Below are 23,745 nucleotides of genomic sequence, written 5' to 3' on the forward strand. Positions count from 1 at the left end.
ATCCTCATCGCTCGTCGATTTCAGCCTGCTGGGAAACAGGCTCATAAAAGTCTGGCCAGCGCCGCTTCACCAGATCGCTGTGCGGGCTGTAGGCGAAACAAGTGCCCAACTGGAGGGGCCTTCCCTGTGCGTCGACAGGGTCTGGCCTGTCCTGCCGCAGTCCGCTCATGGCCTGAAGCGCGGCAGTGGCCATGGGGCCGAGCAATTCGGCGAGATGGGTGCAGCGCGACGCCGGCGGCAGACGGCGCTGCACCTCCTTGTTCCACCCACGGCCGATCTGAAGCCCGATAATCGCGCGCATCGCCGATGCGGCGGCCGGGCACATCTCATAGGGGGTGGCGCGGGTGAAGGTCCGCACGTCGCGCACCACCATGTCGGAGCCGAAGATGAGGGAAAGCCCCATGTCGTGAATGGGCTCATCGGCCGGGACACGGTAATCGCCGCTGGCGGGGGCAAAATCGACCGGCTTGGTGTCGATGATATGCCCCTCGATCTCGAACAGATCGTTGGCCAGGCGATACCCCCGCATCGTGATACGCCGCAGATGAAGGTCGTCGAGCCTTTCGTAAGGGGCCCCCGGTCCGTTCATGGCATAACACCGGCGTCGGCCAGCGCGACCGCCTGCCCTTCCTTCATGGTGGCTGCATCGATGACGAAGCGATAGCGCACATCGCCTTTTTCCAGGCGCTCATAAGCGCCGGCAATGGCGTCCGCCGCTATGATCTCGACCTCGGCGCCGATGCCGTGGGCTGCACAAAAGTCGATCATATCCTGCGTTTCGGCAATGCCGCCGCTGCGGGTACCAGCGATTGAACGCCGGTTTGCAAGCAGGGATGCGGCTGAGCAGGAGAGCGGCTTTTCGGGGATCGCAAGGGTGACCATCACGCCATCGACCGCCAGCATGGCGAGGTAGGCGTCGATATCGACATTGGCGGGCACCGTCGAAATGATAAGGTCGAAACGGCCCGTCAGAGCCTCCATCGCCCCGGGCTGGGTAACCACGACATAGTCCTCGGCACCCATGCGCAGCGCATCCGGACGCTTAGCGTCGGAGATGTCGAGAACGGTAGTGCGCGCTCCCATGGCATGGGCAATTTGCACCCCGACATGGCCCAGCCCCCCGAAACCGACAATGGCGACGCGGCGCCCCGGGCCCGCTCCCCAATGCCGCAATGGCGAGTAGAGCGTGATGCCCGCGCAGAACAGAGGCGCGGTCTGCGCCAGATCCATGCCCGCCGGTATCTTGATGGTATAGGCTTGATCGACCACGATTTGGTCGCTGTATCCGCCATAGGTCGGATCGCCGTCATGATCGCGCGAGTTGTAGGTCAGCACGCGGCGACCGCTGCAATATTGCTCAAGTCCGGCCTTGCAGCTGTCGCATTCGCGGCATGAATCCACCATATTGCCGACCCCGGCATGGTCGCCGACCTTGAATTTTGACACCGCGCTGCCAACCGCGGTGACCACTCCGGCGATTTCATGCCCGGGCACCATGGGGAAGATCGGGGTGCCGCGTTTGGCGTGGACATGCTCAAGGTCGGAATGACAGATTCCGGCGTAGGCGATGGCGATCACCACATCGTGTGGGCCCGGCTCACGCCTTTCGATGATCGCGGGAACGAAGGGGCCCCCGCGATCGCACACGCAACGGGCGTGAGTTGTCAGTCCCATCAGCCGTTTACCGATTTGTATTCGAGGAATTCCTCCAATCCGTAGCGACCCCATTCACGGCCGATGCCCGACAGTTTGAAGCCACCATGCGGGGCAAGCTTGCTGATCGGCGCGCCGTTGATGCGGATGCGTCCGGTTCGCAGGCGCCGGGCCAGGGCGCGGGCGCGGTCGGGCGTTTCAGCCCAGATGCCGCCGGCCAGACCATAGGGGGAGTCGTTGGCGATCGCGAAGGCATCGTCCTCATTGTCGAAGGGGATGATCGTGACCACCGGGCCGAAAATTTCCTCGCGGGCGATGCGCATGGAATTGTCGGCGGTAAAAACGGTCGGGCGGATGAAATAGCCGCGTTCCAGTCCCTCAGGCGCTTCTGCCCCTCCGGTCAGCAGGCGCGCGCCTTCTTGAGGCGCGGTGCGGATGTAGTCGCGGATGCGCTCGCGCTGGATGCCGGTGATGACCGGGCCCAGCGTGGTGGCCGGGTCGAATGGGTCGCCCAGCACATAGGCTTGCGCCGCCGCGATCGCCATCGCTTCGACCTGCGCGAGCTTGCTGCGCGGGACGAGCATGCGCGTAAGGCCGCCGCAGACCTGCCCGGCGTTGCGGAAGGCATCGGCAATGCCGGTCTTGATCGCTTTTTCGAAATCGGCGCCGTCAAAAATGATGTTGGCCGATTTGCCGCCCAGTTCAAGATGGACACGTTTGACCGTATCGGATGCCAGAGCCATCACCCGCTGCCCGGCGCGCACCGAGCCCGTCAGCGATACCAGATCGATCAGCGGGTGGCTGGCGATGGCTTCGCCAACTTCCGGCCCGGTGCCGTTCACCAGATTGAACACACCCGCCGGAACACCCGCCTTCTCCACCATCTCGGCAAAGATGAAGGCGCTGAACGGTGCGACCTCGCTGCTCTTGAGAACGACAGTGCAGCCCGCGGCCATGGCCGCTCCGGCCTTGGAGATGATCGAGCGCAGCGGGGCGTTCCAGGCGGTGATCGCTCCGACGATGCCCGCCGCCTCGCGCCGCACTTCGGCTCCATCATAGTGATCGACCCAGGAGATGTCGTCCAGCGCGTCAGCCATGATGTCGAGTTCATCGACCGCGCCTTCTGCCTGGGACACGCGCGCCGAGGTGATCGGCTGGCCAACCTCGGTTACGATGGTGCGGGTGATCTCCTCGGTTCGTTCACGGGTCAGCTGCGCGAGCTGGTGGAAGATGGCCTTGCGTTCCTCGATGGTGGTGTTCGACCAGTCGTCGAACGCGCGGGCGGCAGCCTGCGTGGCACGGTCCACATCCTGCTCGGTGCCACGCACAACCGAGCCGATGCGTTCTTCGGTTGCCGGATTGATGACCTCGATCATCTCTGTGCCGCTGGAGGCCACCCAGTGGCCATCGATGTAAATCTGATCGCGCTCGCCCAGCGCGGGGAGGGAGGAGGGTGGTGCCAGGCCGATGCCTGCCTCCGAAGTTTCGAGGGAATGTGTCACCAGGCGTCCTCCATCAGTGCGACAAGCTCGTGCTCGTCTTGTACCGGTCGCGGGTTGCTCTTGAGAAACCAGTCGCCCATCGCGCGTTTCGCGATGTCGGGCAGATCGGTTTTCTTTACGCCCGCTTCCCGCAGATGCGCGGGTACGTTCAATGTTTCAAACAGAGCGCGCAGCCGTCCGGCCACCCGCGCAACGTCGCCGCCGGGCAGGCCTAGCGCCACCGCCACTTTGTCGATCCCATCCCGCGCCGCCGCCGCATTGAAATGCAACACGGTGGGAAGCACGATAGCATTGACCACGCCGTTCTCGATGCCGAAGTGCGAGCCTATGGCATGGCCCAGCACGGTGGTCATCCCGGCGCCGCTATGGTCGGTTCCCTGACCGCACAGCAGCGCAGCAATGGCCAGATTGACCCGTGCCTTGGGCGTATCGACAGTTTCGTCATTCCGCAGATGCTGATCGCACAGGCGCAACGCATGGATGAGCTCGCCGTCGGCGATCGGATCGCCCTTGGACGACATCAGGCCTTCGATTGACATGGCCAACGTGTTCAGGCTCGCCGAGACAATCAGGTGGCGGGGCGCCGATGCCAGCAGATCCGGGTGGATGAACAGACACTGCGCCCGGGTCTTTGGATCGAACAGGGCGAGGCGGGCATGGGTCTCATCATCCAACAAGGCGCTTCCGGCCTTCGCCATTGCCGTGGTCGGTGTCGTCGGGACGATCAATTGGGGGAGCTTTGGGTTGCCCAGGCGGGGGCTGGTGAGCGCGCCGTCCCTGACAGTCGTCGCCAGCGAGGCGACGTCACCTTGTTCGGCCACCAATATGCTCGCCGCCCGGGCCGTAACGATGGCAGACCCGCCGCCCACTGCGATCACCGCATCAGCTTTAAGCGAGCGCAGCAAATCCGCCGCTGCCTTCACGCTTGAAACCGGGCTGTGGGCCTTGACGCTGCTGAAAGTGCCCGCGAGGCGCCCCCCCAGCGCCTCGCGGACAAGGTCGAGAGGCGAAGCCTCTCGGCCCAGAGTCGCGCCGCAGATGATCACGGCGCGTTTGCTCCCGAGCCTGTCGAGTTCACGCGGTAAATGCGTGAAAGCGCGCGTACCGGCATGAACCCGAAGGGCAGGTGTCACATGCTGAAAATCGATGGTATCGCTCATGGGCGTATCCGGTAGCGTGCTGGAAAGGGAGGCGAGCCATTCACGCGATGAAGCTCGACGGGCGGCCATCCAGAATGACGGTCTTGGCTTCGGTGTAAATCCCCAGCGCCTCTGTCCCGCCTTCGCGACCGATACCAGATTGCTTGAACCCGCCAAAGGCGATGCCGAAGTCAATGCGAAAGGCGTTTTGAGCGACGGTCCCTGAGCGCAATTGTGCCGCGACCTTGCGGGCATGATCGATGTCGGGAGTGAAAACGGAGGCATTGAGCCCATAGATCGTGTCATTGGCGATGTCGATCGCATGGGCTTCGTCGCGCGCGGGCAGGACGCTGAGCACGGGACCGAAAATCTCTTCCTGCGCGATGATGTTACGGCTTTCGACCGAGGCAAAGACCGTCGGCTCGACATAGAAGCCGCGGTTCAGCCCGTGCGGTCTGCCACCACCGGTCACCAGCCTGGCGCCTTGCTCGGTGCCCTTGGCGATCAGGCCGAACACCTTTTCGTGCTGCTGGCGAGTGGCCAGCGGCCCCATCTCGCTGGAACTGTCATAGGGATCGCCGACGCGCACACGCGAGAAAGAGGCGGTGAGGGCCTCGACAAAGGCATCGTGTCGCTGTTGGGAGACAATGATGCGGGTGAGCGAGGCGCAGACCTGGCCGTTGATCGCGCACTCCGCACGCGCCAGAGCTTCGGCTGCGCTTTCGATGTCGGCGTCGTCGAGGATGATAGCGGCGGACTTGCCGCCCAGTTCAAGGCTGCAGCGTGCGATCCGTTCGCCACATAGCGCACCGATGCGGCGACCGGTTGCTGTCGATCCGGTGAAGGAGATCTTGTCCACCCGGGGATCGGTCACAAGCATTTCAGACACTTCGCGGTTGGCAGTCACCACGTTGAACACGCCGGGGGGGAGGCCGATTTCTTCGGCGATCTCGCCATAGATCAGGCCTTCGCCGGGCGCCTCGGGCGAGGATTTGAGGACCACCGTGCAGCCGCACAGCAGGGCCGGGGCCAGCTTGTGCGAAATGGCCACCACCGGGCCGTTCCAGGGTACGATCGCGCCCACGACACCAACCGGTTCGCGCACCAGCAGGCCGAACTCGCCATTGGTCGGCTTGTGATATTCCTCAAAGGCGTGAGTGGCTGCAAAATCGGCATAATATTCGAATTCACTGGCGGCCCGGTCGGTGTAGGGCTGGGCGAGTGTTGCAAGCGCGCCTGCCTCGCGCGGCCACAACTCGCGAATATCTTGCCCGCGCTTGCGCAGCGCCTGAGCCAGGGCGCGCATGTAGCCCGCCCGTTCGGCGTGACTCATGCGCGGCCAGGGGCCGTTGTCGAAGGCCTCGCGCGCTGCCGCGATAGCCCGGGACATATCGGCTGCCTGCGCTTCTGCCACTTCGAGGAACGGCTGTTCGGTGGCCGAGTCGATGACAGTGATGGTCGCATCCGAGCTGGGCTCGACCCATTGACCGCCAATGAAGAAGCGGCCTGCGTGCCGTACAGCCTGTCGGGCGGTGATCATATGATCCATCTGAATGTCTCCTCTCTTGGCGGGAAGGCCGAGTCCACGGGACCGACAGTTATCCTCGCCTGCGATTCAGTGAATTTGTTCTTATATGCGCATCGATGTGCGGTATTATGTTTTCTAGGCCTGATGCCGGGATGAGTCAACCGGCGTGGCAGGCATGAAAGAGCAATTCAAAGTCCCTCAGATAACTCAAAGGCCATCATCCATGCGGAAGCAGAATTTGCCGCAAGACAGCGCCGCGCGAGAGCAGGTCGAGACTTTCATTCAAGCGTCCAAAGCCGATCGTCTCGCTTCTGAGTCGGTCTACCGGGAGGTGCCCTTGCTGATAAAGGCGCAGATAATCGGCGATGTCGCGCGCGGCAACGCCGCCCCCCATCAGCGAGCCGCGCAGCACTGTTTCTCTCAGCACCAGAGAGGCATGATTGTAGCTGGTGAGTTCCGAGGATGACCCGAGCCCGACGCAAATCATTTCACCGGCCTTGCGAGTCATTGCGATGCCGGCGGTGACCGCCGAGGTCACGCCGGTCATATCGAAAGCAAAATCGACACCGCCGTCCGTCATGGCGCGCACCTGCTCCACCATGTCCGGGGCGGTCGCATCCAGCGTTGCCGTGCACCCAAGCTCATGGGCAAGCGGGAACTTGTCCGGCTTGATGTCGATCCCGATAATCTGCGAGGCGCCAGACAGGCGGGCGGCCATAACCGCATTCAGTCCGACCCCTCCCAATCCGAAGATTGCGACAGACTGGCTGGGGCGCACCTTGGCAGTGTTGAATACGGCGCCCACCCCCGTCACCACGGCGCAACCGAACATGGCTGCCACATCGAAAGGAATGTCTGGATCGATCTTGACCAGCGCTTCCGCTCCGGTCACCGCATATTGGGCGAAGGATGAGACGCCGCTGAAATGAAAGACCGGCTGGCCACCGCGATGCAGGCGGCGCGTTCCAAGCGGAAGCAAGCCTTGCCCGCGCGGCGCTCCGCTCTCGTCGCATAGGGCGGAACGCCCGTCATAACAGGGGCGGCAATGTCCGCATCCCGCGCCGACGGTCATCACAACATGATCGCCGTTACGCAGGCCCATCACGCCACGCCCGACCTCACGGACGATACCAGCGCCTTCATGCCCGCCCACGCAGGGCAGTATCCTTTGCCTGAGGCCCGCGACGATCGACAGATCAGAATGGCAAAGTCCTGCCGCGCGGATTTCCACCAGCACCTCGCCGTCTCCGGGGCCATCAAGGTCCACCTCCTCGATGACGAAAGGGGTGCTGGTTTCATAAGGCGTGGGCAGACCCAGTTCGTAAAGAACGGCGGCGGTCATGCGCATAATATCACCTTCCGCTGGAGGGGCCGGGCCAGACGGTCGGGCCCTAATTCGGGACCCATGGGGTTCCCAATGTCAATCGAGGAGGCTGCGACCGCGCGTTTCGCTCAGCGCCACGCAACTCAGGACGCTGCAAGCGAAGAGCGCTGCCATGACGCCGCCAAAGGCCAGACTGCCATAAGCCGATATAATGTGGCCCGCGAACAAGGGCGGGATCGCGCCCCCCAGAATTCCTGCGGCATTGTAGCAGAGGCCGACTGCCGTATAGCGATAGCGCGTCTTGAACAGTTCCGACATGAACGCGCCGACGGGGCCGAAAATCATGCCGTTGATCAGGGCTGATACCACAACACACAACCCGAAGATGAAGGCGCTGCTGCTGTGAAGGATGGGGAATAGGGCAAGCACCCAGATCGTTGCCAGCGTGTTTGCCGCGATCAGAACAGGGCGGCGGCCAATCCGATCAGACAGGTTCGAGGAGTAGGTTGCCGATGCCAGGGTCGTCAGGCCGCTCAGCACCGTCATGGCCAACACCCAGGAATAGCCGAGCTTGAGATCATTGGCTCCGAAGTTCACGACATAGGTGAGGACAAGGTAGAGCAGAGCGAAAGCGGGGACCTCGACCAGGCATCCCAGGAAGATCTCGCGCTTTTGTGCGCGGAACGCGGCCAGAAAGGGAATGTCCGATCGCCCCTTATGGGTGGCATCACGCTTGAAGACCGAGGTTTCCTCCATCTTGACGCGAATGTAGAGCCCGATCACCAGCAGGACACTGCTGAGCAGGAACGGCACACGCCATCCCCAGCTATGGAAAGCCTCGCTGCTCATGGTGAGGCTGGTTAGCAGGAAGGTCAGGGCTGCCAGGCTGGTGGCGATCGCCCCGCCCCGGATCGGCATGGAGGACCATTTTCCCCGTTCATGGGGCGGGGCGCTCTCTGAAACGAAAAGGGTCGCGCCGGCAAATTCACCACCTGCGGCTAGTCCCTGAAGAATGCGCAGCAGCACAAGGAGGATCGGCGCGAGAATGCCGATCTGGTCGCCCGAGGGCAGGAAACCCACCATGATCGTGCCGAGCCCCATCATCAGCAGGCAGGTCACCAACGTGCTTTTGCGCCCGACGAGATCGCCGAAATGGCCGAAGATGATACTGCCGAGAGGGCGGGCCACGAAAGCCACGCCGATGGTGCCGAATGCGGCGACAGTTCCGCCCGCCTCGCCCAGGCGCGAGAAGAAAATGCTTGGAAAAACAATGGCCGCAGCGGTCGAATATATGCTGAGGTCGTAGAATTCGATCAGTGTGCCGACATAACTGGCCATGGCGATGCGGCGCATGGTCTTGCCGTCATCACTGGCCTGTATCGCTGGTCGCACAAAGGCGTCGGCTTTGGTCACGTGCATCCTCTCTGTCCTTCCCGAGTCTCAGACGGTCTTCCCGCCACCGCGGGCCAGGGCTTTTCGCAATTCCGGGGTCGCAGTGATCCTGCGTATTTTTGAGGCTGCAAGGTGTGGGCAGCTATTGGCAGCCCCATGTGCGGGTCGCTTGTCTCACCTTGTCGAGCCTGATGACTCCGGGCGAAAATGAAGGCCCGGTTCCTCTATCCAATTTGTTCTTATTTACGCATAACGTGCCGTAACAACGAACTTATGATGGGGCGGCCTCACTTGTCAATCACGGTGACACCCCCCTCGCAAATGATCGATCGGGATGGTATCGGCTAGGTCTGCTGGGTGCCCAATTTCGCTCGCATGCCAGCGATCACGGCGGGCTTATCAATCTTCCCGGTTGCATTGACGGGCAGCGGATCAGTCTGGAAGCGCCACCAACTGGGCACCGAGAAGGAGGCAACAGCGCCGCGCATCTGTGCCTTCACCACATCCTGAGATGTGCCCTCCTGCAGGACCACAATGGCGGCCACTTCCTCACCCAGATCAGGGTGCGCAATGCCGAAAACCACCGTGTCGCTGACCCCGGGGATGGACATCAAGGCCGCTTCAACCGCGGCTGGAGCGATATTTTCGCCGCCTCTGATGATCAAATCCTTGCAGCGGCCGGTGATCCACACATAGCCATCGGCATCGACGCGACCGAGGTCGCCCGTTGCCAGCCATCCTTCGGTATCGATGGGCGTCTCGGCGACGCCGAAATATTCGCTCATTTGCGTGGGTGCGCGGATGAAGATCTCGCCATCCGGCAAGCCCTCCCGCTCGACAATTTTGAGTTCTGTAAGCGGCAGGGGCCTCCCGCTCGTACCCGGCCTGTTGACGGTATCCCCATCCGAAGCGGCAGTCGCCTGGCCGCCGTTTTCCGACAGCCCGTAACCCGTGGCGATGCGCGCATCCGCGCCCGGAAAACCCGTGCGAATGCGTTGCTGCAGTTCGGAATGCAGGGGCGCGCCGCCTAGCGTCACGGCTTTGAGGCTGGTCAGGTTCCGGGAAGCCAGATCGGGATGTTCGAGCACGCGCGAAATCATCGTGGGCACAGCGGACCAACGGTTGACCTTCCACGCCTCGATAAGATCCAGCGTCTCACCCGCGTCGAAACGGCCACGCGGCATGATCAGAGTGTTCCCCACGGTCACTGCCCGCAACATCGCCTGCGCCCCGCCGATGTGGAAGAGCGGTCCGGTGTGAAGCGCTATATCCGCTGACGTTTCGGTGAGTTGCTGCGGCAGGCGTTTGGTCATGTGCAGCAGCATCTGCAGATTGGCCAGCAAAGATCGGTGTGAAAGCACGACGCCTTTGGGCTTGCCCGAGGTGCCGGAGGTGAAAATGATGACCCCCGGTTCGTTTTCATCGCCCTGATCCGGGGCGTGATCGGGCGTTTCGCCGATCATGATATCATCATTGCCCCAAGGCCCTGTTGCCGCATTCGCCGGGATGCGGGCCGAGGCCTTGGTGTCGGCCAGGATCAGCGCGGGCTTCATGCTTGCCACCGCGTCGTTGACCTCAACCTCGCTCCACCACGCATTCACGAGGGTCGGCACAGCGCCGGCGAGCAGCACGGCCCAATAGTTGATCACATAATCCGGGCTGTTGAAGGCCATCAGAAAAACGCGATCGCCTGACTTAACACCCCGGCGCGCCAGATCGGCGGCCTTGGCCGGGGCGAGGCGCAACAGGTCGTTGAAGGTGAGGACGCGGTCGCCCTGCACGATATGGGGCCTGTCCCCCCATCGCCGGCCCAGTTCGAGAAGCTGGGCAAGGCGATGGGGCCGACGCGTGTACATCTTGAACGGTTTCCCGTCCGCAATCTCCACGGCGATATCCTTGCCCCACTCGGCTGTCGCTGCCGGACCCTCGCCGTCGCGAATAGCTGCCTGTGCCATCATTTTCCTCCCGCCGTCTGGAGCGCGCGCGGCAGGATCATCGTCTGCGCGCCGTCGAGATGGGGCAGGGCGACCACGGCGGTGCCGGGCATGACATTCTGATCGCGCTGGTTGGTGGCCCATGTCTCGAGAAGCACGACATGGTCGCCGTCGGCATCGATCTCCTTGCCTACCACCCGACCACTCAGGCGCACCACGTCCGAGAGGTAGACGTGAGCGCGATATTGGCCGGACAGCTTCTTGAGAAAGCCGGTGTCGCCCATCCAGTTGGTGAGCGAATGGATCTGCCAGCAAGTACGCTGAATGCCGACGTCATAGGCGATCTGTGCGCCTTGCATCCGCGCGGCGTGATCGTTGTAGTGAACCGAATAGACTGGTTCCAACGCATTGGTGGCCGGATCGCGAAACGCCCAGTTGGGATGGCGGCGATAACGCTGAAGCGCGATGCGATGCGCCGCGATGCGGGGGATCGGCGCGGCGCCCGCCGCCACGAAGGCGATTTCGTCGGTCAGGCCCAGTGGGCCCTTGGTGATGATGTCGATCTCGTCACCGATTTCGACGCTCTCCCAGAGCCGTGGTTCGGCGCCCCTTGGGCTTTCGGCGAGCACGTCGTTTTCGATCTGCGTCAGTTCCGCCTCTGTCCAGGGATGCGGAAGCTCGATCTTGCGCGACTCGCGGCGCTTCTGCATCTCGCCGCGTTCGAAGCGCATGCGCGAGCAGATGAATTTGGTGACAAGATCGCCCGTCTGATCACGATATTCCTGGCGAATGTAATCCTTGATGCGACGTCCGCCAAACTGGCTTTCGGTGGGCCCGTCGAAACCATCAAAGAACACAGTTGCGTCGATGGTGTCGTTCATCCGGATCGGCTTGTGGAATTCCATAGTGGTTTCGGCATGGAAACCGCCAAGGCCGGCCCAGCCAAATTGGACCGATGCCATGCAGGCGAAGATGAAGCTGGGCGGAGCGATCAGTCCGCCATACACAGTCTGTTCGCCGTAGCTCTTGTCTGTCCACAAGGGATTGTCGTCGCCGATGCCTTCGCAGAAGCGCAGGATCGCAATACGGGTCGCCAACTCATTGTTGACGCAGCCATCGGTGCGAATTTGCATGCCGATGCGTGACCGCATGTCATCAAGCATCTTCGGGGTGAATTCTGCTCGCGCCAGTTCGCGGCTAATGCCTGCCTCTCCACTCATGTTGTCCGCCTATATGAACCAAGGGTCGTATCTGCGTCCTTTATGAACCTGTGAACGCGCCTGTCAAGCAGGTAAGAGATGGTCAATTCCTTTAGCCTGTCGGCCCGATTATAGTGCGGAGGGAACCCGCGCGACCACCGATTTTGCCTGGGTTTCAGAAGGATTTTTCCAAGGTTATTGCGTAAATCCAGTCTTATGGCTCACGCCATTCGATCGCGGGACAGTTCACTCGAGTGAGGTTACGGCCGCTTTCAAGGTTGGCGCACAGCCAGTTCGTATCCGTCGCGATGCCTGCCGGCGGCATTCATTAGGTTAGCTAATTGCTGAATGCTGATCATTGTATCTAATCGCGTGGCTTCAGGCTCGGTATAAACTGGATGGGTCGCCGCGGCGGCCAGGTCGCCCACTGACGAAATGTGCTGTGGCGCTCGCCGGAATTGAGGCAGCGCTTGGCCGCAACAGAGAAGTCCAGCGATGGAAGTTATGTACGGCAACAGGCGTAAGTTTCTTGGCGCCTCCGCGATTGCCCTTTCCGGAATCCTCGTAGGAGCCCCAGCCATGTCCCAGATTGCAGACACGATCGTCTATGACGAAAAGAAGAACCCGTTCACGCTGGTTTATGAAGGCGCCTTGACCAAGAACGAGCCGGGCAAGGTCAATATCCACCCTGTCAGCTACAAGCTTCATGGGTTGGACATTGCGGCGAACGTCTACACGCCCCCGGCGTATGACCCGGCCCGCACTTACCCTGCGATCGTTGTGGCGCATCCCAATGGTGGTGTGAAGGAACAGACTGCCGGTCTCTATGCGCAAAATCTGGCCGAGCATGGTTTCATCACAATTGCGGCGGATGCTTCCTATCAGGGTGCAAGCGGCGGCCTGCCGCGCAGTGTTGATAAGCCCACCAACCGTATCGAAGACATTCACGGCATGGCGGACTTCATCACGCGCTATCCCGGTGTCGATCCCGAGCGCCTTGGGCTGCTGGGCATCTGCGGGGGCGGCGGCTATTCCCTTGCCGCTGCCAAAACCGACAAGCGCTTCAAGGCGCTCACCACCTTGAGCATGTTCAATTCGGGCCGGGTTCGCCGCAACGGCTACAACGATTCGCAGATGGACAGCATCCAGAAGCGCCTGCATCAGGCTTCTGCGGCGCGCGCGCAAGAAATTGCCGGTGGCACCGTACTTTATGCCGGCGATGCCAACATGACCGATGCGCAGATCGCTGCCCTGCCTTACGATCTCTACCGGCAGGGGTATCAATATTATTGGCGCACGCATGCCCATTCCGGCTCGACCTTCAAATATACGATGAGCAGCCTGCTGGACCTGATGCGCTGGGACGCGACCGACCAGATCGACCTCATCGATCAGCCGCTGCTGATGATCGCCGGGAGCAAGGCGGACAGTCTGTACATGACGCAAGATGCCTTCCCCAAGGCGACTGGAACGAAGGACAAAGAACTCTACCTCATCGAAGGCGCGCGCCACATCGAGACCTATTGGGTTCCGGAGTACACGCAAGCGGCGTTGGCCAAGATGGCCCCGTTCTTCGCAAGGACACTCTGAACGGCTGACAGGCGGGGCGACTATTCTGCTGGCGGTGAGGCTCGAAAAATGGTTCGCGGTGCTGGCCCAAGAACTGGGATCGTTGGCCACTCCTTTCGTTGCCGATGTGACCGGGCCAAGCGATGTCACGCGATCCTTGATTGACGCCGCTGCCCGGCACCCGCGCCTATCGGTCCGGGGCATCCGCGTGCGCCCGGGGCGCCGGCTCGCTCGCTGCGCCGGGCTGACAGTCCGTCAATCATCACCCCCTTTGCAAGGAAATCCAGCATAATGGTTCTCGAACCAGCAAATCCGTCAACCGGCTCCCTTATGGACCGCCGTGACCTGCTGCGGGCAGGTGCGGTGCTTGGACTGGCCTCTGCGGTTCCGGCAGGCCTTGCCGCGGCGCCACAATTGCCCACTTCGTTACCCGCAACCGCAAGGCGTAAGCTCGGTTCACTTGATGTATCATCCATTGGCCTGGGGTGCCAATGGACCCCAGGTCGTACACCCGGTGGAGTGGCTGATTTCTATGGCAGTTCGATGGACCGACCTGCGGCCGTCGCCCTGATCCGCCGTGCGGTCGATCGGGGCGTGACGCTGATCGACACCGCGGAAGCCTATGGCCCCTTTATTTCGGAAGGCGTGGTGGGAGAGGCTTTGCAGGGCCTACGCGACAAAGTGGTGCTGGAAACCAAGTTCGGCTTCAACATCGATCCCGAAACTGGTCGCCAGTTGCCTGGTCTCAACAGCCGCCCGGCGCATATCCGCCTGGCGATTGAGGGTATGCTTAAGCGTTTGCGGACCGACAGGATCGATCTGGCTTATCAGCACCGTGTCGATCCGGATGTGCCAATCGAAGATGTCGCGGGGACGCTGGGCGATCTGATCGCCGAGGGCAAGCTTCGGCATTACGGTCTGTCGGAGCCAGGCATCGAGACCATTCGGCGGGCCCATGCCGTTCACCCGGTCACCGCGATCCAGAATGAATATTCCATGTTGTGGCGCGGGCCCGAACAGCAGGTGCTCCCACTCTGCGAGGAACTTGGAATCGGCTTTGTCTGCTGGAGCCCGCTGGGGATGGGCTTCCTGTCGGGCAGCATCGACGCATCGCGGCGCTTCACCAACGAGTTTCGCGCGATGGTCCCGCGCTTTGCGCCCGATGCGCTCAAGGTGAACATGGCGCTTGTCGAAGTGGGCGAACGCTGGGCTCGTGAAAAGGAAGCCGCGCCCGCCCAGATCGCCCTTGCCTGGTTGCTGGCCCAGAGGCCATGGATCGTCGCCATCCCCGGCACCACGAAAATCGCGCATATGGAGCAAAATCTTGGCGCAGCCGCGATCCGCTTCACGCCTGACGAGCTGGCGCTGATCAACGGCGATGTCGATGCGGTGCATATCGCAGGAGCACGCCTACCGGCCGGTGTTTTAGCGATGTCGGGCGTCGAAGCGGCGCCCCGGCGCTGATAGGATAGCCCTCAAACTGGTCGCGGTTTTCCCGCTGCTCTTCGGCTTTTCCTGTTGGCGGCTGGGTCATGGCTGGCATGAACTGGCTGGAACAGCGACCTTTACCCTCCTCATCGCTCCTAATGTTTTTCACCGTCGATGGTTCGCATCGATGCGCAGCATGCGCACATCGTGCGGGCCCATCGATGTGGGCATGACGCTTGGCAGTGACAGTTGCGGTGAAGATGGGGTCGAAGATAACTCCACTTTCACATGGCAAGCGAGAGCCTGTTGTTAATTATGACGAGATTGTGAGACAAATTGGGGTGTCCTTGTGCTGATTTATGAATCTCATTCACAACCACATGCCGAAATCAGTATGTTCTCGTAACAATCCTAACATTCTAACAGGTCTCTCCAACTGGCAGGGCACAGAATCCCGTTAGCCTCCCAAGAGGGTAGCGCGTGTCACTGTCTGCCTATCTGGGTTGAAATCGAGTGGATGGACGGACTGGTGGGTCGTTCCCGGGTTTGGGGGCGGCCCCTGTTTGTGCGCCCATGTTCGGTGCCCGCCTTTTGCAGGGACCATGTATGTCACGACCTCAAATCACCTTCGCTTTTGGAGCTGCGGCCCTGAGTCTGGCGCTCGCAGGTTGCGGGCATCCAGCAGCCAAGGGGGCAGCGGTGACGCCCGAAGTGGGCGTTGTGACGCTCACCGAGCAGGATGCGACACAGAGCAGTTCACTGCCCGGTCGTGTGGTGGCGGTCGAAACCTCCGAGGTACGCCCGCAGATCAACGGTTTGATCCGCCGACGTTTCTTTGAGGAAGGTTCGCTGGTGAAGGCCGGGCAGGTCCTCTACGAGATCGAGGACACTCCCTATCGCGCGGCCCTGGGCAGCGCCAATGGGCAGATGGCCGTAGCGCAGGCCTCCATCCGCTCGACTGCGCTTCAGGCCGATCGCTATAAGCGCCTGATCGATATCAAGGGTGTGAGCCAGCAAGATCTCGACAATGCCGTGGCGGCGGCTGATGTGGCCCGCGCCACGTTGCAGGCGCGCCGCGCCGATGTCTCGAGCGCGCAGGTCAATCTCGGTTTTACCCGCGTGCGGGCACCGATTTCCGGGCGCATCGGCCGCTCACTTGTGACGGTTGGCGGCCTGGCCCAGACCGGACAGAGTCAGCCACTTGCGACCATCAGCAAGATCGATCAGGTCTATGTCGATGTCACCGAGCCAGCCGGCAAGCTGCTCGATCTGACCGAGGCGCTGAAGAAGGGTTCGCTATCGCGCGAAGGCAAGGCCGGCGCGAAGGTCGAGCTGACGCTCCCTAACGGGAAGATCTATCCTGTGAAGGGCCAGCTGGAATTTACCGAACCCACGGTGGACGGCAGTTCGGGTTCGGTCACGGTTCGGGCGCGCTTTGCCAATGCAGATGGAGTGCTGCTGCCGGGAATGTATGTCCGCGCTCGTGTCACTGACGGGGTGATCCACCGTGCAGTCATGGCCCCGCAGCGCGGCGTCACACATGACGAACATGGCGATGCCGTCGCTCTTGTAATGGGGGCTGGCGGCAAGGTGGCGCAGCGCAAGCTGGTGCTGGGCGAAGCCCAGGGCGACGCATGGGTGGTTGAGAGCGGTCTGAAGGCCGGTGACCGGCTGATCGTGGAAGGTCAGCTCAATGTCAAACCGGGTGATGCCGCAACAGCGGTTCCCGCAGGTCAGGCCGCCGCGAAGGATTGATCCGTCATGTCGCGCTTTTTCATCAATCGCCCCATCTTTGCATGGGTGATCGCGATCATCTTCATGCTGGCGGGCACCATCGCGCTGCGGCAGATTTCGGTCGCGCAGTTTCCCGCCATCGCGCCGCCCATGGTGCAGATTTCCACCACGCTTCCGGGTGCTGACGCGCGCACGCTGGAACAGACCACCGCCCAGGTGATCGAACAGCAGATGAGCGGTCTGGATCATCTCGAATATTTCAGCACGACCAGCGACAGCTCGGGCCAGCTGACGATGATCCTCACCTTCGCGCAGGGTACCAACCCTGATATCGCGCAGGTGCAGGTGCAGAACAAGCTGCAGCAGGCCACGCCCATGCTGCCTCAGGAAGTGCAGCATCAGGGTCTGACCGTCACCAAGGCGGCCAAGAACTTCCTGCTGTTCTTCGGCCTGACCTCCACCGACGGCAGCCATAATCAGGAAGATCTGGGCGACATGGTCGCCTCCAAGCTGAAGGACCCGATCAGCCGCGTGACCGGCGTGGGCGACACCCAGCAGTTCGGCGCGCAATATGCAATGCGTATCTGGGTCAACCCCTTCAAGCTGACCAGTCTGAATCTGACGATGGGTGACATCACCGCCGCCATCACCGCGCAGAACGCGCAGGTGTCGGCGGGACAGGTGGGCGCGCTGCCCGCGCGGGACGATCAAGAGCTAAATGCTGTCATCACCGCGCAAACCCGTCTGCAGACCTCGCAGGAGTTCAAGGACATCATTCTTCGGACCAATGCCGACGGCTCGAATGTGCGGCTGTCGGACGTGGCGCGCGTGTCGCTGGGCGGCGAGAACTTCAACTTCCGCCCCTTCTACAACAACCATCCCGCCAGCGGCTTTGCCATCAAGCTGGCGCCCGGCGCCAATGCGCTCGACACGGTGGCGGCGGTGAAGGAAAAGATCACCGAGATTTCGGCCCAGTTCCCGCCTGACGTAAAGGTCGTCTATCCGCTCGACAACTCCGAATTCGTGAAGCTGTCGATCAAGGATGTGGTTGAGACGCTGTTCGAGGCGATCGTCCTGGTCTTTCTGGTTATGTATCTGTTCCTGCAGAACTGGCGGGCCACGCTGATTCCGACGATTGCCGTGCCAGTGGTCCTACTAGGGGCCTTTGCCACCCTCTACTACACGGGCTTCACGCTCAACACGCTGACGCTGTTCGGCATGGTGCTGGCCATCGGTCTGCTTGTCGATGATGCGATCGTGGTGGTCGAAAATGTCGAGCGCCTGATCCATGAAGAGGGCCTCAACCCTAAGGATGCGGCGCTCAAGTCAATGGAAGAGATTTCAGGGGCACTGGTGGGTATCGCTCTGGTGCTGGCTGCGGTGTTTCTGCCGATGGCCTTTTTCGGGGGCTCGGCGGGCGTGATCTATCGCCAGTTCTCGATGACCATCGTGATCTCGATGGCGCTCTCGGTGCTGGTGGCGCTGGTGCTGACACCCGCGCTCTGTGCCACGATCCTGAAGGAGGGCGATGACTTCGAGTCAGAGGATCGTCCGGTGGGCAAGGGCATCAGCGGTCTGCTCGACCGTTTCTTCAATCGCTTCAACCATACCTTCAACGTCAACCGCGACCGCTATGAAGCGGGCGTGCTCAAAGCTGACCGCAAATGGAAGCGCACGATGACGATCTACGTCGTCATCGTGGCCGGTATGGTGAGCATCTTCCTGCGCCTTCCGGGTGGCTTCATGCCTTCGGAGGATCAGGGCTTTATCTTCAGCCAGGTCACCCTGCCCACGGGCGCATCGATCAAGCAGACCGAAACCGTGATGCGCCAGATGACCGACTATTACCGCAAGAATGAAAGCGGAAATGTCGAGGGCGTGTTCGCCGCGCCGGGTTTCGGTTTCGTTGGTCAGGCGCAGAATGTGGGTCTAACCTTTATTCGCCTCAAGGACTGGTCGCTGCGTGAGGGCAACGCCAACACCGCCAATGCCATTGCGGCGCGCGCCAATGCCGCCTTTGCCAAGATCCGCGGCGCGCAGGTGCTGGCTTTCGGCCCTCCCGCTGTTTTCGAACTGGGCAATGCCGAGGGTTTCGACTTCCAGCTCAAGGACAATGGCAACCTTGGCCATGACAAGCTCGTCGCCGCGCGCGACCAGCTGATCGCTTTGGCCCGCAAGGACCCGCGTCTGGCCTTCGTACGCGCCAACGGTCTTGAATCGACGCCCCAGATCAAGCTGGATGTCGACAAGAACCGTGCCGGCGCTCTGGGCCTCTCGCTGGCCGATGTGAACACCACCATCTCGACGGCCTTCGGCGGAACTTATGTCAATGACTTTATGGACCGTGGCCGCGTGAAGAAGGTCTATGTCGAGGCCGATCAGGATTTCCGCACCAAGCCAGATTCCATAGGCGATCTCTATGTGCGCGGCAGCGGCGGGGTGATGACCCCCTTCTCGGCCTTTGCCAACTGGCACTGGATCTTTGGCCCCAGCAAGCTGGAGCGCTACAATGGCGTGTCCTCGCTTGAGATCATGGGCTCTGCCGCGCCCGGTCACAGCACCGGCGAGGCGATGCAGGCGATGGAAGAGCTGGCCGGCAAGATGCCAAAGGGCATCGGCTATGAGTGGACGGGCCTGAGCTATGAGCAACAGCAGAGTTCGGGCCAGAGCGGCCTGCTGTACACGCTCTCGCTGCTGATCGTCTTCCTGTGCCTTGCCGCGCTGTATGAAAGCTGGTCGGTGCCGATTGCGGTACTGCTGGTGGTGCCGCTCGGCGTGTTCGGTGCCGTGCTGCTCTCGTGGATCACGGGGCAGAGCAATGACATCTACCTGCAGGTGGGCCTGATCACCACGGTGGGCGTCTCGGCGAAGAACGCGATCCTTATCATCGAATTTGCCGAGGAGAAGATGCGTGAGGGCATGAGCGCCGCCGCCGCTGCCGTCGAAGCGGCCAAGCTGCGCCTGCGCCCGATCCTGATGACCAGCTTTGCCTTCACCCTGGGCGTGCTGCCGCTGGCGCTGTCGCATGGAGCGGGCTCCGGCGGGCAGAACGCCATAGGCTGGGCGGTCGTGGGCGGCATGCTCTCGGCCACGGTGCTGGCGATCTTCTTCGTTCCCACCTTCTTTCGCATCGTCAAGCAACTGTTCCGTCAGGATCAGCCCGCTGGCGAGGCTGCACAGGATTCCTGACCCATGACTCTCTCCACAATGCGCGCGCGCGGATTGCTGCTGTTGGCCCCAGGCCTGCTGCTGGCGGGCTGCACCATGGCGCCCCATTATCATCGCCCAGATCTGCCGGTGCCTGCCGCTCCGCCTCAGGCAGACGGCATGCAGGACACACCGGAGATCGCGGCGGCGCGAAGCCAGAATGTTCCGCCACTAGGCTGGGAAGGCTTCTTCACCCAGCCTCAGTTGCGGCAGGTGATCGCGCTGGCGCTGGCCAACAACCGTGATCTGCGCATCGCCATGGCCCATGTGGCACAGGCGCGGGCCCAGGCCCATGTGCAGGGCGCGGATCTGTTTCCCACGATCAACGCAAGCGCCGGGGCGACCTATCAGCGCACGCTGGGCGGTCTGGCTGGCGGCGGCACCGGAGCTGGTGCGGGCGCCGGTGTGCCGACCGGCGGCGGCAGTGCGCGCTACAACATCTATCAGGCCCAGGTCGGCGTCTCGGCGTGGGAGATCGATCTCTTCGGACGGGTGCGTAGCCTGACCCAGGCCGCGCTGGAGCAATATCTCGCCAGCGCCGACACTCAGCGCGCCGCCCAGGTCACATTGGTCTCCGAAGTGGCCAGTGCCTGGCTGCAACTGGGATCGGATCGCGAGCAGCTGAGCATCGCCAAGGATACTGCCGCGACCTTCGAGCAGACACTCAAGATCACCCAGGGCCGCGCGAGCATGGGCGTGGCCTCCGATCTGGATCTGCATCAGGCCGAAACCACCCTGCAGCAGGCCCGCGCGGATGTCGCCCGGCTGACCACCACCGTGGCGCAGGACCGCAATGCGCTCGACCTGCTGGCGGGCACTCATGTGCCTGACGATCTGCTGGTCACCGGGCAGAGCGAGCAGGATGCCACCGTCGGCCAGCTGCCGGGCGGTCTGGCCTCCAGCGTGTTGCTCAAGCGGCCTGATGTGTCGGCCGCCGAGCATCAGCTGAAATCGGCCAATGCCAACATCGGCGCGGCGCGGGCGGCTTTCTTCCCCAACATCTCGCTGACGGCGGCCTTCGGCACGCTCAGCCTTGGCCTGTCGAACCTGTTCGGGAACGGCAGTCAGGTCTGGACGGTGACGCCCACGGTCAGCCTGCCGATCTTCGATGCCGGGCGCAACATCGGCAATCTGCATGTGGCCAACGCAAACCGCGACGCGATGGTGGCGACTTATGAAAAGGCGGTGCAGACCGCCTTCCGCGAGGTGGCCGACGCCTTGGCCCGCCGCGCGACCATCGACGAGCAGTTGAGCGCCGAGCAGAAGCGCGCCGATGCCGCGCAGGGGGCGTTGCGGATTTCGCGGGCACGCTATCAGGAGGGTGTCGATCCCTTCTTGACCACGCTGGACAGTGAGCGCAGCGCCTACACTGCCCGTCAGGATCTCGTTTCCGTGAGGCTGGAAAAGCAGACCAATGCCGTCGAGCTTTATCGCGCTCTGGGCGGTGGTCTGGCCAATACAGCAAACGCCGCAATCACATCCGATAACTGAGTTAACGCCAGCTCCAATGGCCGGCGCACACGGCTGAAAAGCGGGGTTGGCGCACGGGGACTGACCTCCGCAAGCTATTTGCGGAGGTATTTTTTCGCCTTGTAGGGTTCGCTGGATATCTTGCGCCAACTGATGAATTTTATTCATAGAGGCATGCGGTTTTATGCCGCTAATCGGCGGGAATTAATGAGCGTAGAGAGGTGGCGTCCCCCATCCGCCATAAGGATCTAAAAAGTCCGATGCCAGTTCTCTGCGTTGCTGCTCGCCGAATTGCGGTTCCGATCATCGCCGCTCTTCAGGGTTCCGCTACGCCTGAGTTCACGTCATGTCTGTAACGGTCAAGCTCGCCGAGCCGGAAACAGATGTTCCGCCGCCGCTTCGCCTGATGGTGGTACTCTGCGCGCTGATGGGATTTGCAGCGATCTCCACCGATTTTTATCTACCCGCGATGCCGATGATGGGCAGGGCGCTTCATGCCGACGCCGGTGCGATGGAACTGACCATCTCGGGCTACCTCATAGGCTTCAGCAGCGGGCAATTGGTCTGGGGGCCTTTGGGAGATCGCTTCGGCCGCAAACGACCGATTGCAGTAGGTCTCGTGCTTTTCATCATTGGCTCGGTCGGTTGCGCCCTTGCGGGGTCTGCAAATGAGATCATTGCCTGGCGTGTCGTGCAGGCTTGCGGAGCTTGTGCCGGTGTCGTGCTTTCGCGGGCCATGGTTCGCGATATATACGGCGCCGAGCGTTCGGGGGCGATGCTTTCCACTCTTATCACGGTGATGGCGGTCGCTCCACTGGTTGGTCCTTTGCTCGGCGGACAAATTCTGATTTTGGCCGGATGGCGAGCGATCTTCTGGCTTCTGGTGGTCATCGGTGTTCTGACCGGCGCGGGCCTGGCGACAATCCCTGAGACTCTGCCGGCGCACATGCGCTCCAGGCACGGCATGCTCGGGATATTGACTGGATACCGGATATTGTTTGTTGATGGCCGGGTCATGGCATGCGCTCTTATCGGCGGGTTCTTCTACTTTGGCGTCTTTGCCTATGTGGCAGGTAGCCCTTTTGCCTTCATCACTTTCAGCCATGTGCCTCCTCAGCTTTATGGCTTCCTGTTCGGCGGCGGCATTTTGACGATCATGCTGGCGAATATGGCCAATGTCCGTCTGCTGCCCCGTTTCGGAGGGCTGCAGTTGATTGGCTGGGGAGCCATCGGCTCGGCTGGAGCCGGGCTGATCCTCTTCCTCGCAGCATGGACTCAATGGGGCGGGCTCCTGGGTCTTGTTCTGCCATGCTACGTCTTTGTCGGGGCGTCAGGCTTGATTGTCGCCAATTCCATGGCTCGCGCAATGGCATACCGGCCTGATCAGGCTGGCGCTGTCTCCGCTCTGTTAGGGGCGGCTCAATACGGCTTCGGCATGCTCGGCTCCGCCGCGATCAGTCTGATGGCTGATGGAACGCCTCGCCCGATGTCGGCCGTCATGGCCATTGCGGGTGTAGCCGCAATGATGAGCTACTTCTGCTTTGGTGGTCGCGGAGACCGCCCCACCACCCGCTTGGCATGAGAGAAGACAATTCACATGAACCGCACCGACCTTGCCGATCTCTCCGCCTTCCTGATGGTGGCCGAACAGCGCAGCTTCACAAAAGCGGCAGCGCAACTTGGCATTTCCCAGTCGGCCCTGAGCCATGCGATGCGCAGGCTGGAAGAACGCATGGGCGTGCTGCTGCTAACCCGGACGACTCGCTCAGTCTCACCTACCGATGCAGGTGATAAATTGGTCGAAATCGTGCGGCCTGCACTCGATCAGATCGATGCCGGTGTGACCAAGATCGGTTTGTTGCGTGATAAGCCAGCAGGCACGATCCGGATCACGACCTCGGACCATGCCGCGCGCAGCCTCCTCCTGCCGGCACTCGAAAAGCTTCTTCCGGACTATCCGGACCTCAATGTCGAGGTCAGCATCAACGGTGGTTTTGTCGATATCGTTGAGGAGCGCTTTGATGCCGGAATCCGGCTCGGCGAGGCGATCGATCGCGACATGATTGCCGTACGCATCGGCCCACCGGTGCGCATGGCCTGTGTGGGGTCGCCGGCATATTTCGAACGTCGGCCCGCGCCTTTGACCCCGCATGACCTTGCTGATCACAACTGCATCAACATTCGCTTTACCTCGGCGGGTGGCTTATATTCGTGGGAATTCGAGAACGACCAGCGAGCCATGAACGTAAGGGTAGGGGGGCAGGTTACCATCACCGGGAGCAGCTTTGTGGTACCCGCTGTCGAGGTAGGTCTGGGGCTGGCCATCACAATCGACGACGTCGTCAAGGAAAGCATAGCCAACGGGACATTGATCAGAGTGCTTGAAGACTGGTGCCCGCCTTTTGAGGGTTATCACCTCTACTACCCGAGCCGCCGTCAGACGTCGCCGGCCTTCGCTTTGTTGGTGGATACGTTGCGCTACAAGGGTGGGTAGAGGTTCAAGGAGTTCCTCTGAGAGTTCTGCCTCGGCCAGCGATCGGTAATTAAAGGGGTAGCCGGCGAATGGCATCTGATGCGAATTCGTCTCTATAGCGGTCGGATTCATGACTGAAAGATTGATAGCTTCAGGGTTCTCTTTTCAACATCGCTCGTTTTTCACGATCGAA

At 61.7% G+C, this 23,745-nt stretch carries 16 protein-coding genes; 7 read left to right on the top strand and 9 right to left on the bottom strand.

All coding sequences use genetic code 11. The features are described 5' to 3' along the window. Positions 1-4 precede the first annotated feature (4 nt). The 9 genes from SR3_RS13790 to SR3_RS13830 form a co-directional block, all read right to left on the bottom strand. Positions 5-589: a DUF2889 domain-containing protein gene (locus SR3_RS13790; RefSeq protein ID WP_068086941.1), complete on the bottom strand. Its 585-nt coding sequence runs from the start codon at positions 587-589 to the stop codon at positions 5-7. After that, a complete protein-coding gene (locus SR3_RS13795) occupies positions 586-1,674 on the bottom strand; it encodes an NAD(P)-dependent alcohol dehydrogenase (RefSeq protein WP_068086943.1) in 1,089 nt (362 codons plus the stop codon). The genes SR3_RS13790 and SR3_RS13795 overlap by 4 nt, the downstream gene beginning before the upstream one ends. Next, a complete protein-coding gene (locus SR3_RS13800) occupies positions 1,674-3,155 on the bottom strand; it encodes an aldehyde dehydrogenase family protein (protein ID WP_218018824.1) in 1,482 nt (493 codons plus the stop codon). Before SR3_RS13800 ends, SR3_RS13795 begins: the two co-directional genes overlap by 1 nt. Further along, positions 3,152-4,315, bottom strand: a complete 1,164-nt coding sequence (locus SR3_RS13805) for an iron-containing alcohol dehydrogenase family protein (RefSeq protein ID WP_068086946.1) — start codon at positions 4,313-4,315, stop codon at positions 3,152-3,154. Before SR3_RS13805 ends, SR3_RS13800 begins: the two co-directional genes overlap by 4 nt. A gap of 40 nt (positions 4,316-4,355) precedes the next feature. Beyond that, a complete protein-coding gene (locus SR3_RS13810) occupies positions 4,356-5,843 on the bottom strand; it encodes an aldehyde dehydrogenase (RefSeq protein WP_068086948.1) in 1,488 nt (495 codons plus the stop codon). Positions 5,844-6,039: 196 nt separating this feature from the next. Then, positions 6,040-7,164 (bottom strand): zinc-binding dehydrogenase, encoded by a 1,125-nt coding sequence (locus SR3_RS13815; RefSeq protein WP_218018825.1) that lies wholly within the window; start codon positions 7,162-7,164, stop codon positions 6,040-6,042. Between the two features lie 78 nt (positions 7,165-7,242). Next, on the bottom strand, positions 7,243-8,499 hold the full coding sequence (locus SR3_RS13820) for an MFS transporter (protein ID WP_068087042.1): 1,257 nt from the start codon (positions 8,497-8,499) through the stop codon (positions 7,243-7,245). Positions 8,500-8,882: 383 nt separating this feature from the next. Then, positions 8,883-10,493 (bottom strand): class I adenylate-forming enzyme family protein, encoded by a 1,611-nt coding sequence (locus tag SR3_RS13825; protein ID WP_068087045.1) that lies wholly within the window; start codon positions 10,491-10,493, stop codon positions 8,883-8,885. Then, a complete protein-coding gene (locus SR3_RS13830) occupies positions 10,493-11,623 on the bottom strand; it encodes an FAS1-like dehydratase domain-containing protein (RefSeq protein WP_218018826.1) in 1,131 nt (376 codons plus the stop codon). The genes SR3_RS13825 and SR3_RS13830 overlap by 1 nt, the downstream gene beginning before the upstream one ends. A 543-nt stretch (positions 11,624-12,166) precedes the next feature. Between SR3_RS13830 and SR3_RS13835 the strand changes: the two genes are divergently transcribed. The 7 genes from SR3_RS13835 to SR3_RS13865 all read left to right on the top strand — a co-directional run bounded on the left by SR3_RS13835 (position 12,167) and on the right by SR3_RS13865 (position 23,573). After that, the gene (locus SR3_RS13835; protein WP_068086959.1) at positions 12,167-13,261 is read left to right on the top strand and encodes an alpha/beta hydrolase; all 1,095 of its coding nucleotides are present in this window, start codon (positions 12,167-12,169) and stop codon (positions 13,259-13,261) included. A 270-nt stretch (positions 13,262-13,531) separates the two neighbouring features. Next, positions 13,532-14,704: an aldo/keto reductase gene (locus SR3_RS13840; RefSeq protein ID WP_084455548.1), complete on the top strand. Its 1,173-nt coding sequence runs from the start codon at positions 13,532-13,534 to the stop codon at positions 14,702-14,704. 663 nt (positions 14,705-15,367) lie between these two features. Then, entirely contained in the window at positions 15,368-16,423 is a 1,056-nt protein-coding gene (locus SR3_RS13845) for an efflux RND transporter periplasmic adaptor subunit (RefSeq protein WP_245653910.1), read from the top strand. Between the two features lie 6 nt (positions 16,424-16,429). Further along, positions 16,430-19,591, top strand: a complete 3,162-nt coding sequence (locus tag SR3_RS13850; protein ID WP_068086968.1) for an efflux RND transporter permease subunit — start codon at positions 16,430-16,432, stop codon at positions 19,589-19,591. Positions 19,592-19,594: 3 nt separating this feature from the next. Then, the gene (locus SR3_RS13855; RefSeq protein ID WP_245653911.1) at positions 19,595-21,100 is read left to right on the top strand and encodes an efflux transporter outer membrane subunit; all 1,506 of its coding nucleotides are present in this window, start codon (positions 19,595-19,597) and stop codon (positions 21,098-21,100) included. Between the two features lie 325 nt (positions 21,101-21,425). Then, positions 21,426-22,661, top strand: coding sequence for a multidrug effflux MFS transporter (locus SR3_RS13860; RefSeq protein WP_245653912.1), 1,236 nt, complete (start codon positions 21,426-21,428; stop codon positions 22,659-22,661). Positions 22,662-22,676: 15 nt separating this feature from the next. Beyond that, on the top strand, positions 22,677-23,573 hold the full coding sequence (locus SR3_RS13865; RefSeq protein ID WP_068086974.1) for a LysR family transcriptional regulator: 897 nt from the start codon (positions 22,677-22,679) through the stop codon (positions 23,571-23,573). The last annotated feature ends 172 nt before the right edge of the window (positions 23,574-23,745 follow it).

It is taken from the genome of Novosphingobium rosa NBRC 15208, from assembly GCF_001598555.1.
Classification (GTDB): domain Bacteria; phylum Pseudomonadota; class Alphaproteobacteria; order Sphingomonadales; family Sphingomonadaceae; genus Novosphingobium; species Novosphingobium rosa.

Excerpts from the sequence above, each read along its gene's own strand:
- SR3_RS13795 (WP_068086943.1), bottom strand. The coding sequence starts at position 1,674 with ATGGGACTGACAACTCACGCCCGTTGCGTGTGCGATCGCGGGGGCCCC.
- SR3_RS13820 (WP_068087042.1), bottom strand. The coding sequence starts at position 8,499 with ATGCGCCGCATCGCCATGGCCAGTTATGTCGGCACACTGATCGAATTC.
- SR3_RS13810 (WP_068086948.1), bottom strand. The coding sequence starts at position 5,843 with ATGGATCATATGATCACCGCCCGACAGGCTGTACGGCACGCAGGCCGC.
- SR3_RS13815 (WP_218018825.1), bottom strand. The coding sequence starts at position 7,164 with ATGACCGCCGCCGTTCTTTACGAACTGGGTCTGCCCACGCCTTATGAA.
- SR3_RS13850 (WP_068086968.1), top strand. The coding sequence starts at position 16,430 with ATGTCGCGCTTTTTCATCAATCGCCCCATCTTTGCATGGGTGATCGCG.
- SR3_RS13865 (WP_068086974.1), top strand. The coding sequence starts at position 22,677 with ATGAACCGCACCGACCTTGCCGATCTCTCCGCCTTCCTGATGGTGGCC.
- SR3_RS13840 (WP_084455548.1), top strand. The coding sequence starts at position 13,532 with ATGGTTCTCGAACCAGCAAATCCGTCAACCGGCTCCCTTATGGACCGC.
- SR3_RS13855 (WP_245653911.1), top strand. The coding sequence starts at position 19,595 with ATGACTCTCTCCACAATGCGCGCGCGCGGATTGCTGCTGTTGGCCCCA.
- SR3_RS13790 (WP_068086941.1), bottom strand. The coding sequence starts at position 589 with ATGAACGGACCGGGGGCCCCTTACGAAAGGCTCGACGACCTTCATCTG.
- SR3_RS13805 (WP_068086946.1), bottom strand. The coding sequence starts at position 4,315 with ATGAGCGATACCATCGATTTTCAGCATGTGACACCTGCCCTTCGGGTT.
- SR3_RS13825 (WP_068087045.1), bottom strand. The coding sequence starts at position 10,493 with ATGGCACAGGCAGCTATTCGCGACGGCGAGGGTCCGGCAGCGACAGCC.
- SR3_RS13860 (WP_245653912.1), top strand. The coding sequence starts at position 21,426 with ATGTCTGTAACGGTCAAGCTCGCCGAGCCGGAAACAGATGTTCCGCCG.
- SR3_RS13835 (WP_068086959.1), top strand. The coding sequence starts at position 12,167 with ATGGAAGTTATGTACGGCAACAGGCGTAAGTTTCTTGGCGCCTCCGCG.
- SR3_RS13830 (WP_218018826.1), bottom strand. The coding sequence starts at position 11,623 with ATGCGGTCACGCATCGGCATGCAAATTCGCACCGATGGCTGCGTCAAC.